Annotated in this window: 11 protein-coding genes; 5 read left to right on the forward strand and 6 right to left on the reverse strand. The window is 66.6% G+C overall.

Features of this window, described 5'->3' with window-relative positions; genetic code table 11:
- Positions 1 to 22: 22 nt before the first annotated feature.
- Both rplQ and truA read left to right on the forward strand, forming a co-directional pair.
- Positions 23 to 610 (forward strand): 50S ribosomal protein L17, encoded by a 588-nt coding sequence (gene rplQ / locus OK015_RS06830; RefSeq protein ID WP_268130210.1) that lies wholly within the window; start codon positions 23 to 25, stop codon positions 608 to 610.
- Positions 588 to 1,448 carry a tRNA pseudouridine(38-40) synthase TruA gene (gene truA / locus OK015_RS06835; RefSeq protein ID WP_326498523.1) on the forward strand — a complete coding sequence of 287 codons (861 nt, stop codon included), beginning with the start codon at positions 588 to 590 and terminating at the stop codon, positions 1,446 to 1,448. Before rplQ ends, truA begins: the two co-directional genes overlap by 23 nt.
- Here the strand turns inward: truA and OK015_RS06840 are convergent.
- From OK015_RS06840 to OK015_RS06855, 4 genes are all read right to left on the reverse strand, one after another.
- Positions 1,445 to 3,079, reverse strand: coding sequence for a purine-cytosine permease family protein (locus OK015_RS06840; protein ID WP_268130211.1), 1,635 nt, complete (start codon positions 3,077 to 3,079; stop codon positions 1,445 to 1,447). The genes truA and OK015_RS06840 overlap by 4 nt on opposite strands.
- Before the next feature lie 77 nt (positions 3,080 to 3,156).
- Positions 3,157 to 3,837 carry a cutinase family protein gene (locus OK015_RS06845; protein ID WP_268130213.1) on the reverse strand — a complete coding sequence of 227 codons (681 nt, stop codon included), beginning with the start codon at positions 3,835 to 3,837 and terminating at the stop codon, positions 3,157 to 3,159.
- Positions 3,838 to 3,921: 84 nt separating this feature from the next.
- Positions 3,922 to 4,581 (reverse strand): cutinase family protein, encoded by a 660-nt coding sequence (locus OK015_RS06850; RefSeq protein ID WP_268130214.1) that lies wholly within the window; start codon positions 4,579 to 4,581, stop codon positions 3,922 to 3,924.
- 30 nt (positions 4,582 to 4,611) lie between these two features.
- Positions 4,612 to 5,511 carry a cutinase family protein gene (locus OK015_RS06855; protein WP_268132494.1) on the reverse strand — a complete coding sequence of 300 codons (900 nt, stop codon included), beginning with the start codon at positions 5,509 to 5,511 and terminating at the stop codon, positions 4,612 to 4,614.
- 153 nt (positions 5,512 to 5,664) lie between these two features.
- Here OK015_RS06855 and eccB point away from each other — a divergent pair, with 153 nt between their 5' ends.
- Positions 5,665 to 7,035 (forward strand): type VII secretion protein EccB, encoded by a 1,371-nt coding sequence (gene eccB, locus OK015_RS06860; RefSeq protein WP_268130215.1) that lies wholly within the window; start codon positions 5,665 to 5,667, stop codon positions 7,033 to 7,035.
- On the opposite strand, the gene mycP is transcribed toward eccB, so the two are convergent.
- Both mycP and eccD read right to left on the reverse strand, forming a co-directional pair.
- On the reverse strand, positions 7,000 to 8,280 hold the full coding sequence (mycP, locus tag OK015_RS06865; protein WP_268132496.1) for a type VII secretion-associated serine protease mycosin: 1,281 nt from the start codon (positions 8,278 to 8,280) through the stop codon (positions 7,000 to 7,002). The two genes, eccB and mycP, sit on opposite strands and share 36 nt — an antisense overlap.
- Positions 8,281 to 8,303: 23 nt before the next feature.
- The gene (gene eccD, locus OK015_RS06870; protein ID WP_268130217.1) at positions 8,304 to 9,665 is read right to left on the reverse strand and encodes a type VII secretion integral membrane protein EccD; all 1,362 of its coding nucleotides are present in this window, start codon (positions 9,663 to 9,665) and stop codon (positions 8,304 to 8,306) included.
- A 138-nt stretch (positions 9,666 to 9,803) separates the two neighbouring features.
- Between eccD and eccCa the strand changes: the two genes are divergently transcribed.
- Complete coding sequence (gene eccCa, locus OK015_RS06875) at positions 9,804 to 13,508, forward strand: type VII secretion protein EccCa (protein WP_268130218.1); 3,705 nt, start codon at positions 9,804 to 9,806, stop codon at positions 13,506 to 13,508.
- Complete coding sequence (locus OK015_RS06880) at positions 13,505 to 14,746, forward strand: type VII secretion-associated protein (protein WP_268130220.1); 1,242 nt, start codon at positions 13,505 to 13,507, stop codon at positions 14,744 to 14,746. Before eccCa ends, OK015_RS06880 begins: the two co-directional genes overlap by 4 nt.
- Position 14,747 lies beyond the last annotated feature (1 nt).

Raw genomic sequence — 14,747 nt, forward strand, 5'->3', positions numbered from 1 at the left:
CCCCTAGACAGGAGCGTCTGCAATGCCCAAGCCCACCAAGGGCCCTCGCCTCGGCGGGTCGTCTTCGCACCAGAAGGCTCTGCTGGCCAACCTGGCCACGTCGCTGTTCGAGCACGGTCGCATCAAGACGACCGAGCCGAAGGCGCGTGCGCTTCGGCCGTACGCGGAGAAGCTGATCACGCACGCGAAAAAGGGCACGCTGCACAACCGTCGAGAGGTTCTGAAGAAGATCCGCGACAAGGACGTCGTGCACGAGCTATTCGACAAGATCGGGCCGTTCTTTGCCGATCGTGACGGCGGCTACACCCGCATCATCAAGGTCGAGGCACGCAAGGGCGACAATGCCCCGATGGCCGTGATCGAGCTGGTGCAGGAAAAGACCGTGACGGCGGAGGCCGACCGCGCGCGTCGGGTGAAGGCTTCGAAGAAGGCCTCGGATACTACGGAGGCACCCGTCGCCGCGGCGGCACCGGCCGAAGAGGCCGCGGTCGAGGACGCCGAGTCCGAAGAGACCACTTCCGAAGCGGTTGAACCTGCCGCCGAGGCCGAAGCGGCCGAGGAGCCCGGGGCTGAGGCCGCCGGCGAGGGTGACGAGTCCACCGAGAAGTAGCGAAGACGTCCGTCTTAGGCTCGACATCGCCTACGACGGAACCGATTTCGCGGGCTGGGCAACTCAGGCCGGGCAGCGAACTGTGGCCGGCGTCATCGATGACGCGCTGACGACGGTTTTCCGCACACCGGTACGGCTGTGGGCGGCCGGGCGCACCGACTCGGGGGTACACGCCACCGGACAGGTGGCCCATGTCGATGTGCCGGCCACCGCCCTGTCGAATGCCTACCCGCGGTCGGCGCGCGCCGGTGAACCGGAATTCCTGCCGTTACTGCGCCGCCTGAGCCGTTTCCTGCCCACCGACGTCCGGGTGCTCGGAATCGTCCGTGCTCCATCGGGTTTCGACGCGCGGTTCTCTGCGTTGCGGCGCCATTACCAATACCGGTTGTCGACGGCAGCCTTCGGTGTGCAACCACAACAGGCGCGCTACATCACCGCGTGGCCGCGGGAGGTGGACGTGGATGCGATGCTCGCCGCGTCACAAGATCTGCTGGGGCTGCATGACTTTGCGGCCTTCTGCCGTCATCGTCCCGGTGCCACCACGATTCGTGACCTGCAGCGGCTGGACTGGTCGCGCGAGGGCGACCTGATCACCGCGCAGGTGAGTGCGGATGCGTTCTGCTGGCAGATGGTGCGCTCACTGGTCGGGGCGCTGTTGGCCGTCGGCGAGCAGCGGCGCACGCGGCAGTGGTGTCGTGAATTGCTCAGCGCGACAGCTCGTTCCAGCGATTTCGCGGCCGCGCCGGCGCAGGGCCTGACGTTGGTGGGGGTGGACTATCCGCCCGACGACGAGCTCGCGTCACGGATCCTGATCACCCGGGATCTGCGCACGCGCTAGCGCTGGGCGTCCAGCAGGTGTTCGCTGTGTTTGTCGGTGGACAGGCACAGCGAGCAGATGTGCGCGTCGTGCGCCCGGCAGGCCAGCATGTCGGGCCGTTCGAAGTCGTGGTGGCAGACGTGGCACGTCAAGTGGTGGGCTGCGGGGTTGCCGTGCTCGTCGTACATCGGCAGATCGATGCCGTCGTCCGTGCGACGAAGGTAGTACTTGCCCCGGGTCGCGACGGCCAGGATGGGCGGCATCACCAGGGCGACGACGATCGCCACCAACGGCGAATACGGCCGTAGCGCCTCACCCAGGCCACCGAAGAACGCGATGATCGACAGGCCCGCGGCCAGCAGCATCGAGCCGAAGCCGACCGGGTTGACGGGATACAACATGCCACGGCGGAATTCGGGAGCCTTCGGCGACAGGCCCAGCAGGTATTTGTTGAAGACGATGTCGGACGCCACCGCGACCACCCACGCCATGCCGCAGTTGGCGTAGAAGCCCAGGATCGTGTTGAGGAAGTCAAACATGTTGGCTTCCATCAGGATCAGCGCGATCGTGAGGTTCACGCCGAGGAAGACGACGCGGCCGGGGTAATGCTTGGTAATGCGGGTGAACGAGTTGGTCCAGGCCAACGAACCCGAATACGCGTTCGTCACATTGATTTTGACCTGGCTGAGCACCACCAGGATCACGGCCAGTGTCAGCGCGAGCCAATCCGGCATGAAGTTCCGGTAGATCTCGTCGAATTGGTGCACCGGCTGATTGGCGATCGAGATCGCCCCCGCGTGGTGGAAGACCAGGTAGACCGCCAGGAAAAGCCCGACGATCTGCTTGATCGCGCCGAACAGCACCCAACCGGGGCCGGCCAACAGCACCCAGGTCCACCAGCTGCGGGCGTTTTGCGGGGTGCGTGGCGGCATGAACCGCAGATAGTCGATCTGTTCGGCGATCTGGGCGATCAGCGCCAGGCATACGCCCGCGGCCAGCAACGCCGAGCCGGCATCAACCCCGCCGTGGCCCGCCTTGCCGGTGTAGGAGAAGAACTCGCCGACCGACTCGGGATGACTGGTCACCAGATAGATGAACGGGGCGACCATCAGGACCAGCCACAGCGGGGTGGTCCAAAGTTGGAGTTGGGAAAGGACTTTCATGCCGTAGATCACCAGCGGGAAGATGATCAGCGTGGAGCATGCGTAGCCGATCCACAGCGGAATGTGTAAGCCGAGCTGAAGGCCTTGGGCCATGATCGAGCCTTCGAGCGCGAAGAAGATGAACGTGAACGTCGCAAAGATCACGTTGGTCACCACGGAGCCGTAGTAGCCGAAACCGCTGCCGCGCGTGATCAGGTCGAGGTCGATGTTGTACCGCGCGGCGTAATAAGCCAGGGGGAAGCCGGTCGCGATGATCACCACGGCGAAGATCCCGATTCCACACAACGCGTTCGCGGTGCCGTAGGTGATGCCGAGGTTGGCGCCGATCGCGAAATCGGCCAGGTACGCGATGCCGCCCAGTGCGGAGATCCCCACCACCGCAGTGGACCACCTGCGGTAGCTGCGCGGGGCGAAGCGCAATGTGTAGTCTTCGAGCGTCTCCCGGGCAGCTGGCGAGGTGTCGGAGCCGGTCGCGGCGGTGGTCGTCACGTCAGCATTGTCCGGTCACGCGACCGACGGCGCCACTTGAGGCGCCTGGGCAGTGTCTGTGCGGCTGAGGATTCCGGCTACAGCTTGCCGGCGGCGAAGGCGGCGGCCTGATCCACCAGCCCAGAGTCGATGTAGGAGGGCTGCAGATGCGACGCCCACACCGCCTTCCCGTTGCCCGAGCAGATCGGATCGCCGGGGGCGCACTGCTCGATCGTCTTGCCGGCGAAGGCGGGACTGAAGCTGGGGACCGGTCCGAGCACGCGCTGGGTGCCGTTGCCGAACAACGCGACGGCGGCGACGTGTTGATCCATGCCCGGCGGTAGCGGGTTCTTGAACCCGAACGAGGGCTGGGTCACCGCGACCACCAGGTCGGCCGACACGGCCCCGAGCGAATAGCCGCCGAGCACCTCGCGGGTGTTCGGGCAGTGTTTGGCCATCCACTGGACATGGGTGCTCATGTCATTCGAGCCCTTGGCGGGATCGACGTCGGCGGGGTAGTTGACGCCGTACTCGCCGACCGGCATCGGGGTCTTGGCGCGCAGCGAGTTGACGAACGCATCGCCGACCAGGCCGACGCCCGGTGGTTCCTCACGGCCCCGGGCGAACACCACTTCGGCACCCGGGCACGGCGGCGCCGCCGATACGACCGGAATCGACGACACCACGCTGGGACCGACGATCATCAACGTTGCCCCGAGAATCGCGGACCCCGCGATGCCTGCCGAGCGTTTGACTGCATGAATCGGACTAACCCCCATGAACCGATGGTACGCATTTTCACCCGGCATTAGTGAACGGCTGTGACCACTCCGCGACCGCAGTGAGACCGGATCTTTGTGCGGCTACACCTTGGCGGCAACGAAATGTGCGGCCCGATTGGTCAATCCGGGCACGTAGCTGAGGTGAGCCGGCCACGAGTTGCCGGGGGAGCAGATTGGGTCACCCCGGTTGCACAAATCGACGATCTTGCCGCCGAAATCCGGACTCAGGGCGGTCATCAGATTGCCGGCGCGGCCCGACGGGTTCCCGAACAGGGCGACCGCGGCGACGTGATCGGCGGCGCGGGCCGGCAGCGGCTTCTGAAAGCCGAGGGCGGGCAAGGGTGCGGCGGTGACGATGTCGACCACGGCGGCGCCCTGGGAGTAGCCACCGAGTACCAGCTTGGTGTTGGGGCAGGTGGCGGCCATGTGCTGGATATGGGCACTGGCGTCGTTGGCGCCTTGGGTGGCGGCCAGGAAGTCGTCGTTGGCGGGGTAGTTGACGCCGTACGCCCCGACATCGACGCGGGTTTTCTTGCGCAGGGAGTCGATGAACGCGCCACCCACCTTCCCGACACCGGGGGGCTCGTTGGTTCCCCGGGCGAACACCACCTCGACGTCCGGGCACGCGGCGGAGGCGCGGGGAATCAGCGGGGCGCCCAATAGCATCGCGGCCGCTACGAGGAATGCGGCGACCGCCAAGCTTGAATGTTTATGCGCCCGTGATGTTTTCGCAAGGCTCATGCCGCGATCGTACGGGTTGTTTACAACGAATTAGTGAACGGCAGCAACCACGTCGGTCTCCGGTGCCGGTGACCCGGACACCGACGGGGCAGGCGGCTGTGGGGCGTAGCTCGGTGCCAACGGGCCGGGCGCCTGCGGGCTCAGCGGGCCGGGGATGGGCGCTTGCCCGGGAGTCTGCGGGCCGTAGCCGGGCGTTTGCGGGCCGTAGGGGGATTGCGGGCCGACGCCCGGGACCGACGGCCCGTACCCGGGCATCGACTGGCCGGTGCCGGCCAGCTTGGACGCGACGAACGCCGCCGCCTGGGTGGTGTAGACGGGGACATAACCCTCGGTGTGCCCGCTCCACTCGTTGCCGGGTCCGGCGTGACAGATCGGGTCGTTGGGGTTGCACAGGTCGATGGCCTTGGAGCCCAGCAGCGCGCTCTGGCTCGGCAGGGTTCCGCCGGAGCGGTCGGCCACGTCGCCGAAGGTGGCGACGGCCACGATGTTGTTGGCGTACTGCGGTGGCAGCGAGCTGCCCCAGCTGATGCCGCCGATCGGGACGCCGGCCACGATGTCCATCACGGACGCGCCCTGCGAGTAGCCGCCCAACACGATCTTGGTGTTCGGGCAGGTTTCCACGCTTTTCTTGACGCGGTCGATCGTGTCGTTGGCACCGTCACCGCCGTGCAGCTGCAGTTTGCTGGCGGCGTAGTTGACCCCGTAGGGCAGGATGTTCAATCCGCCGGTCTGCTGGCGTATCGAGTCGACGAACGCGTCGCCCACCTTGCCCAGGCCGGGTGGCTCGTTGGTGCCGCGGGCAAAGATGACCTCGACGTCGGGGCAGTCGAAGGCGTGGGCGGCGGGGGCACTCGGCGTGGCGAGCAGGCCCGCGGCCGTGACCAGGGCGGCAGCACCCAGGCCGACCCAGCGACCGGCTAACCGCACGATGCCCTCCCGACGGGTACGGATGCGGTGTGAAATCACCGGGCAATTTTACCCAGTTTGTGACCTGTCGAAACGTGTCCTCCTGTGGATAACCGGGGGCGCGGCCGTTGGTCCGCGTCTAGCGTGACCAGCGGAATCGCCGATTTTGGGAGGTTAGTGCCCCACCAACCGACGACCTGGGCGCACGTCAGCGGTTACCGGTTCCTGCTGCGTCGCATCGAGCGTGCGTTGCTGAGCGGTGATACCGGGGCGTCCAGCGAACCCCTGCGAGCGCGCGCCGCGCCGCTGACGATCGGCTGCGTCCTGGCTGCCGTCGTGGTGGCGGCAGGTGTGTTTTTTGGCTTGCTGCGGCCCCAGGCGCGGCTCGATCGCGCCCAGATCGTGATGGGCAGGGATTCCGGAGCGCTCTATGTGCGAGTCGGCGACACCTGGCACCCGGTACTGAATCTGGCTTCAGCGCGGTTGATCGCGGCGACCGATGCCAATCCGCAGCCCGTGTCGGAGTCTGAATTGCGCCACACCAAACGTGGTCCGCTGCTGGGTATTCCGGGTGCACCGCAGCTTCTTGGTGCGCCGCTGTCAGGCGACGATGCGGTGTGGACGATCTGCGACACCGACGGTGCGACGCCGACGACGGTCGTCGTCGGGCCTACCCCGGGCCTGTCGGTCCATCGCCTGGCCCGCGATCAGGCTGTCCTGGTCACACCGGGTACGGGCCCGCCGTCGTATCTGCTCTACAACGGGCAGCGCGCCGTGGTGGATCTCGCGGACACGGCGGTAGTGCGTGCACTGCGACTGGAAGGTCACGCCCCGGTTGTCGTCTCGCAGTCGTTGCTCAATGTGGTTCCGGAGGGGCCCCCGATCACCGCTCCCCGGATTCCTGGCGCGGGCGGCAAGGCGGCCGGGCTCCCCGACTTTCCCGTCGGCAGTGTGCTGCGCATCACACGCGGGGACGGTGACGAGTATTACGCCGTCCTGAGCACCGGGGTCCAGCGCGTCGGACAGGTCGCTGCGGATCTGTTGCGTTTCAGCGACTCGCGGGGCACCGCCACCATGATCGCGGTTCCGCCAGACGCGATTCGTGGCGCGCAGATCGTCAACACGCTGCCGGTGGGCACCTTCCCCGAACGCGCGCCTACAGACGGCGGCCAGGGCGGCGCCGCTACCACCGTGTGCGCGACATCCGGGGCCGCGTTGCTCACTGCGAACGGCCTACCGCTGCCGGTCGGTCAGGCTCCAGTGGCCCTGTCACAAGCCGACGGTCGGGGTCCTGCGCTCGATGGCGTCTATCTACCGCCTGGCCGAAGTGCCTACGTGCGCGGGAGCGGCGGGGACGGCACCCGCTACCTGGTCACCGACACCGGGGTGCGGTTCGCGATCCATGACAACGACGCCGCGCATGACCTCGGTCTGCACACGGACCCGATCCCGGTGCCATGGCCGATGCTTGCGGCGCTGCCATCCGGGCCGGAGCTGAGCAGGGCGAAGGCGTCAGTCGCCCGCGACGTCGTCGCTGGCGCTCCGTAGCCGACGCTTGGCCGCACCGAAGACCAGGGCGCCCATCAGAGCGATCAAGCACATGATCGTCCCGCGCAACGCGGTGTCCCGCGCACGAGAATTCGTTGGGCTGGGTGGGGGCGCCGCGACCGGCAACGGCGCCGACGGTGGTTTGGCGATACTGCCGGGAGGACTCGAGTCGGTGCTCACCGCGGCAAGGACATCGACTGTCCCGTTGCCGACCAACGGATTCCACCCGGCCGGCGGATGATGCGCCGACGTTTCGATGCGTTGCATCACCTGCCGCGCAGTCAGCGCCGGGAACCGGGCCCGAATCAGCGCCGCGAGTCCGCTGACGACGGGTGCGGCGTAACTGGTTCCGGACAGTGGTGCAGAGCTCAGCGAGGTCACCGCCTCTCCGTTCGCGGCGACGTCGACCCAGGGGCCGGCAAGGGTGAAGGCCGACGGCGCTCCGTCGGCGTTGACCGAACCGACGGTCAGCACGTAGTCGTCGTACCAGGCCGGGCTGACGGCGACCGAGATGGTCTGCCAGGTCGCATCCGGGCGCTGTGGCGGACACTGTCCCCCGCCGGCGGTATTTCCGGCCGCGGCCACGACGACCGCATTCTTGACGTCGACCGCGTAGGCCAGAGCGGCGCCCAGCGCCCGGTCGTCAAGGGCCGACGTCACCGGCGCGCACGCCACCGATGAAATGTTGATGACGGACGCGCCAAGGTCGGCGGCGGTCCGGACCGCTCTCGCCATGGTGTCCACGTCGCCGATCCCCGAGGTCGACGGGTCGGTTGCCGGAGCGAATTTCGAACTGGACTGACGGATGCTGATCAACGTGACGTCGGGCGCCACGCCGCTGAAGCTGTCGGTTTTGGAATTTGTTGCAGCGGCGATGATTCCGGCGACCAGGGTCCCGTGGGCGTCGCAATCCTGGGTGCCGTCACCGGTGAACACATAGTCGCCGCCCGCCACCACATCGGGCAGCCGATGGTGTCGCGAAACGCCGGTGTCGATAACCGCGACTCGTTGGCCTGCGCCGCGGGTGAGCTGCCAGACACGCGGTAAGTCGAGCGCTGCGAGCTGATTCGGGCCTGGTCTCGGGTCCCCCGTCCCCATCGTGCAAACCTCGCGTTGCACCGTTGGCCTCGGCGGCGCCGGCAACGCCGGCTTGGGCAGCAACCTGTCGTCGATTTCCGGCGGCGAAACTGCTTGTGCCGAAGGCGTTCCAAAGCCCGACAGTGCCATCAGCACCGATACCGCCATCAGTCGCGCGGCGCGGGAGGTGCTCAGCTCCACGTCGGATGCAGACTGCGGGCGACGCCGTAGAGGCCGCATAGCCAACAGGTCAGGGGCGCCATCGCGATCAGGAGCACACACTCCGATAGCTCGATGCCCTTTCGCGCCAGGGGGGACAGCGACATCCCAGGAGCGACGAACCCGAGATAGACTGCCCCGGCGACGAGCGACACCGTCGCCGCGACAATCCATGGGCCATGCTCTGGAGCACCGAGCGCGGCAACGCCTAACGTCGTCGCGATAACGGCCACTGCGCTTATGACACCCACCAACGTCCCTTTTCTATCAAGCGAATTGGCGCGCAGCAGCAGGAGCCCGCCGGTGACGCCCGCGAAGGCGATGCAACCGGGCCGCGGTGCGCCCACCAATACAGTGACGATCGCGCCGACGGCCGCTGTGGATGAGAATGCGGCCAACAGACTGGCCAACCAGGCATCAGCACGGAGAGTCTTGGCAACCAAACAGTCTGCCGCTGCATTCTGGTCGGTTGGCTTCGGCGATAATCCGGCCAGGACAACCGCCGCGCGTGCCGCTATCTGAAGCAGGCCAAGCGATACCAGCGTCAAAAGCGGACTCACCACGCGCAACGAAGCACCGGTGATCATACCCGCGAACGCTGCGACACCGGCGACCATGGCGAAGCACGACACTGCGGTCAATGTGGTTGTCCCACAGTCTGATATGTTCATCACCAGCACGGCCGTGACCGCCGCCGCAGCAGTTGCCAGAAGCACATTGGGGAGACCCGGGGTGCCCGGGACCGCCAAAAAACCCGCAATCGCGGCGAACGTCGTAGCGACCAGGCTCAGCGTGAGACCGGCCATCGCGTCACGGTATGCGCGCTGCGCGAGTGCCGCCAGCAGCGTGGCCGCGACCGCGACAAGCGCCACCATTCCTGTCGTAGGAAAGTCACGAACAGTGTTGTCGATGAGGGCATTTCGCGCCAGTGCCAGGCCGCCAATACCGGTCAGGCAGCCGGCCGCCACCGCGGCGGTAAGCCGCATCGCCCGGCGATTCTGGGACGGATTCCAGTTCTGCCCGTCAAGTATCTCCGACACAGCCTCCGCTAGGTCGTCATAGCGCAATGCGGGTGACGGAGTTCCGCACTTGCTCAAGACAAGAACGTCGCCGTCTCGGATATCGCTCTGCGCCAGAGTCGTTGACGAATCCAAAGCGACCGAACCGGGGACCGACAGCCGGTAGCGCGCCATCGGATCGCTGATGCCGTGGGCCTTGAGGGTGTCGACGATTGGCGGGATCAGGGTGGCCACCGGCATTCCCGATGGCAGCGTCAGGTCGACGACGGCAGTGCCGGCATGCACGGACACGCGGCGTAGCCCCGGATCGGACACAGACAACCTCAACCTCTTCAGATTCGGATGATCAAAACGCTAAGCCAATTCCGACACGCCGGTATCCGGTTGTCCACAGGCGAGTTGCGCTCAGTTCTGCCGCTGCTTACCGTCGTCGCACGCTGGGGAGGGGCCGGGATGACTCAGGGATTCGTGCCTGTGGTGCGGCAGGTGCTGCCCGAAGTCGCGACCGCGGACATCATCGTTGCCGCGCCGCCGCAGCTGCCGCACTCGACAACACCCAGCCTGCTGATGCGCGTGCTACCGGTGGGCATGTCCATCGCAACCGTGGGCGTGACGGCGACGACCTTCTTCTCAGGCTCGGCCGTCACTCGCAACCCGGCCTTCCTGGCCTTGCCGATGATGATGCTGGTTTCTTTTGCGCTGACATCGCTCACCCAACGCGGCCGCCGCCATGGTGGCGAGATCGACGCGGGCCGAGCCGACTACCTGGGCTACCTGACGCGTCTGCGCCGTACGGTTGCCGAAACGGCTGCGGCGCAGCGCGCCGCACTCAACTGGAGTCATCCCGACCCTGCGGCGCTATGGACCTTGATCGGCGGCCCGCGGATGTGGGAGCGTCGAGCGACTGACCGCGACTTCTGCCTGGTTCGGGTCGGGCTTGGTACTCAGCCACTTTCGACCAGGTTGTTGGCCCCTGAACTCCACGCCGGAGAGCGGGCGGATCCGGTCACCGTCGCGGCCGCGAATCGCTTCATCCGCACACACGCGACGATCGCGAACGTGCCCGTCACGGTTGACCTGACCGCGAGTACGCCGGTGACCATCGACGGGAATTTGGCCGAAGTGCGCGGACTGCTGCGCGCGATGATCTGCCAGCTGGTCGTGTTGCACTCTCCGGATCAGTTGCGGATTGTCGGCGTGATCGAGGCCCGGAACCGATCACACTGGGATTGGTTGAAGTGGTTGCCGCACAACCAACATCCCGCCGTCAGCGATTCGGCGGGCACTGCCCGCATGGTGTATCAAACCGTGGCGGAGGCAAAGTGCGCACTGACCGGTGCCGGACTGCCGCCGCGCGTGGTGGTGATCGGTGACCTGGAGGGGCGCGGTGACCTTGACAGCGCGGGGATCATCACCGGCGCGATCGTTCTCGAGACCGGGCCGTGCCGCATCGGCTCGCCGTTGACGATCGAGCATGCCGGCGGGGTTCTGGCGTTGACGCACCCCGACCAGATGGATCCGGTAGACGCGTTGATTTGTGCGCGCCGGCTTGCCGCATATCGGGTCGATGCGCGGTGCGACCGAGTTGTCGGACCGGGGTGGCCGGGTCTGGTCGGAATCGACGACATTGCCCAATTCGACCCGATCACGCTGTGGCGCAGCAACGATCAGCGTGCTCGGCTTCGTGTTCCGATCGGAAGCACGATCGATGGCGTGCCGCTCGAGCTGGATATCAAGGAGCCCGCGGAAAACGGCATGGGGCCGCATGGGCTCTGTGTGGGTGCGACCGGCTCGGGCAAGTCGGAGCTGCTGCGCACGGTCGCACTGGGCATGATGGCGCGCAACTCTCCGGAAGTTCTGAACCTGCTCCTCATCGACTTTAAAGGGGGTGCAACGTTTCTCGACCTGGCACGCGCTCCGCACGTTGCCGCGGTGATCACGAATCTCTGTGAGGAAGCGCCACTGGTCGCGCGGATGCAAGACGCGCTAGCCGGTGAGATGAACCGTCGGCAGGAGTTGCTGCGGACGGCAGGGTGCGCGAGCGTCGCGGCATACGAGCAGGCTCGTCGGGCCGGCGCGGGATTGACCGCCCTGCCCGCGCTGTTCATCGTGGTCGACGAGTTCTCCGAACTGCTCAGCCAGCACCCCGGTTTCGCCGACATGTTCGTCGCGATCGGTCGACTCGGGCGGTCCTTGGGCATGCACCTATTGCTCGCCAGTCAGCGACTCGACGAAGGCCGATTGCGCGGGCTGGAAGCCCACCTGTCGTATCGGGTGTGCTTGAAGACTCTGTCCGCCAGCGAATCGCGAATCGTCTTGGGAACGGCCGACGCCTACGAGCTGCCGAACACACCTGGAGCGGGACTGCTGCGTCCCGGCAGCGGTGAGCTGATGCGGTTCCAAACGACATTCGTGTCGGGTCCGCTGTCCGCAGACGGATCGGCTCGTGACACCGGACCGGCACATCTGGAGACGTCGGCGTCGGTTCGGATGTTCACCGCACAGGCCGTGGGATCGATCGCCCGGGTCGCCGATTTGGACAGCTCACCGGCACCCACCATGCTGCGGACGGTGCTGGACCGGCTGTCCGGACACGGGCCGCCCGCACATCGCGTATGGCTACCACCGCTCGGTTCAGCGCCGCCATTGGACAGCTTGTTGCGCGATGCCGAATGGAAACCTCTGACTGTAGTCATCGGAATTGTCGACCGCCCGTTCGAGCAGCGCCGCACTCCGCTCGTGGTCGAGTTGTCCGGGGCCGCGGGAAATGTCGCGATCGTGGGTGCACCGCAATCGGGTAAGTCGACCACACTGCGGACGCTGATCACCGCGTTGGCTCACACTCACGATCCGGGTCAGGTGCAGTTCTACTGTCTGGACTTCGGCGGTGGAACGCTGGCGTCGCTACGCACGTTGCCACATGTCGGCGCGATCGCGACCAGAGCCGAACCCCCGCTCGTCGCGCGCATGATCGCCGAGATCGAATCCATCGTGCGCTCCCGGGAGGTCGCCTGTTGCGAGCACGACACCGATGGCGGCGACCCATTCGGCGATGTCTTTCTCGTCATCGACGGCTGGGCGAACCTGCGCCACGAGTTTGAAGTCGAGGAAGCGATCACCGCTATTGCGGGCCAGGGCCTTTCGTTTGGTGTGCACGTCGTGCTGTCGGCCTCGCGCTGGGCGGAGATCAGGCCGTCGCTCAAGGATCAGATCGGCACGCGCATCGAATTACGGCTGGGCGATCCCGCCGATTCCGAGCTGGACCGAAAACGAGCGCACGAGGTGCCCCGTGACCGGCCGGGCCGCGGTTTGTCCCACGATGGACTGCACATGGTCATTTCGTTGCCGATCGACGTAGACGAGCTGCGATGCGACCATGGTGAGTTAGCCGCCCCGCCGGTACCGCTACTGCCCACGCACGTAGACCACCACGTCGTCGTGGATCAGGCGGGCGACGAATTCAGCGGGCGCATACTCCTTGGTCTCGAGCAGCGTCGACTGCGGCCCGTCGCAGTCGATTTCGTGCGTAATTCGCATCTGCTGATCATCGGGGACAACGAATGCGGAAAGACCGCAACCCTGCGCGCGTTGTGCCGCGAAATTGTTCGGACGAAGACGGCTGCCGAGGCGCAATTACTTCTCGTCGACGTTCGGCGCACCCTGCTCGGCGTTGTGGAGTCGCAACATCTCGCGGGTTATGCCATGTCGCCAACCGCGCTCAGGGCGCTGTGGCCGGACGTGCTCGATCTGCTGCAGTCCCGGATGCCCCCTGCGGACGTGACTCAGGCACAGCTGCGGGCCAGATCCTGGTGGTCCGGCCCCGACGTTTACGTCGTGGTCGACGACTACGACCTGGTCGCCACTCAGGCCGGAAATCCGTTGCTGGGCCTGCTCGAATACTTGCCGCATGCAAGGGATCTGGGATTGCATGTGGTTGTGGCCCGGCGCAGCGGGGGCGCGGCGCGCGGGCTCTTCGAACCATTACTGGCCGGGTTGCGTGAGATCGGCTGCCTGGGGCTGATGATGAGTACGCGCCCGGATGACGGCTCCCTATTGGGTCCGGGACGTCCGGCGCGGTTGCCGCCGGGGCGGGGCGTTTTGGTCACCGCCGGCGGCGACGAACAGGTCGTCCAGGTGGGCTGGAGTCCGGAATCGTGAGCGGCCACCGCGCCGTCATCGCGACAGGCCTGGGCAGAATCAGCCGGTTATGTTGCGGCACAGGAACGGTCGACGACGACATCGCCGAGATTCTGCACGCGGCTCTGGATGCGATTGACGATCAAGTCGCGCTGGTCGACGGGCGGCCGCTCGCCGTCGATTCGTTGTGGCGCGGCGGGTTGCGGTCGTTGCACTGCGGGAACCTGGACGCGCAGAAGGCAATTCAGGTGGTACACCCGTCGTGGTGGCCGTCGTCGCGGGTCGACGTAGTCGCCGCGGCCGCGGCGGCCCTGTCCGACGACGTGCAGGTACGCCCGCGGTCGTGGTTGCTCAGGCAGGCAACGGGTCAGCAAGCAGCGGTGGTGGTGGAGATTGCTGAGCGGTTGGTAGCGATCGCAGCTGACGATGTCGTGGCCGTAGCGCGCGGGGTAGAGCACCATTGTGCGGCCGAGCAGATCACCCGCCTTGTCGCCGAAATGACCGAGGGGAAAGCGGCCACCGTGCTGATCGATGTGCCCGCAGCGGTTTCCGGGGCGCAGGCGCTTGCGACGGTGATCGCGGCCGGTCTGCGCCGAAGTGGCCAAAAAGTGGTGGAGGTCGACTGGGCCCGGCTGTTGCGGCTGACGGGGTCGGGGACCTTCAGCGCTCAGGACGAGGTGCTGCGGCCGCAGTCGGATGTCGATGGCCACCGAGTGCGATCACGCCGACCGATGTTTGCCGGTTTTGCCGTTGCCGCTGCCGTGTTCGCCACGACAATGCCGGCGATCACGGCCGGTCGGCATCGCGACGTCGCGCCGACGAATGCGGCGCCGACGACATATCTGGTGGAAGGCCGGGTTGCGCTGACGGTTCCGGCGCAGTGGCCGACACAGCGCGTGGTCGCCGGGCCCGGTTCGGCCCGGGTGCAGGTTTCGTCGCCGTCAGATCCCGAAGTGGCGCTGCACGTCACACAGTCGCCGATTCCCGTGGAGACGCTCAGTGCCACCGCCGACCGGTTGAGGCGCGCGATCGATACCGAACCCGCCGGTGTGTTTGTCGACTTCGACCCGGCCGGGTTTACCGCCGGTCGGCCGGCGGTGACCTATCGAGAAGTACGCCCCACCCACCACGTGCGCTGGACGGTGCTGGTTGATGGATCGGTTCGGATCAGTGTCGGATGCCAGAGCCGGCCGGGCGGCGAGGATGCCGTTCGCGATGTGTGCGCGCAGGCGGTGCGGTCTGCCCACGCGATCGGATGAG

This window comes from Mycobacterium sp. Aquia_216, assembly GCF_026723865.1.
Taxonomy (GTDB): domain Bacteria; phylum Actinomycetota; class Actinomycetes; order Mycobacteriales; family Mycobacteriaceae; genus Mycobacterium.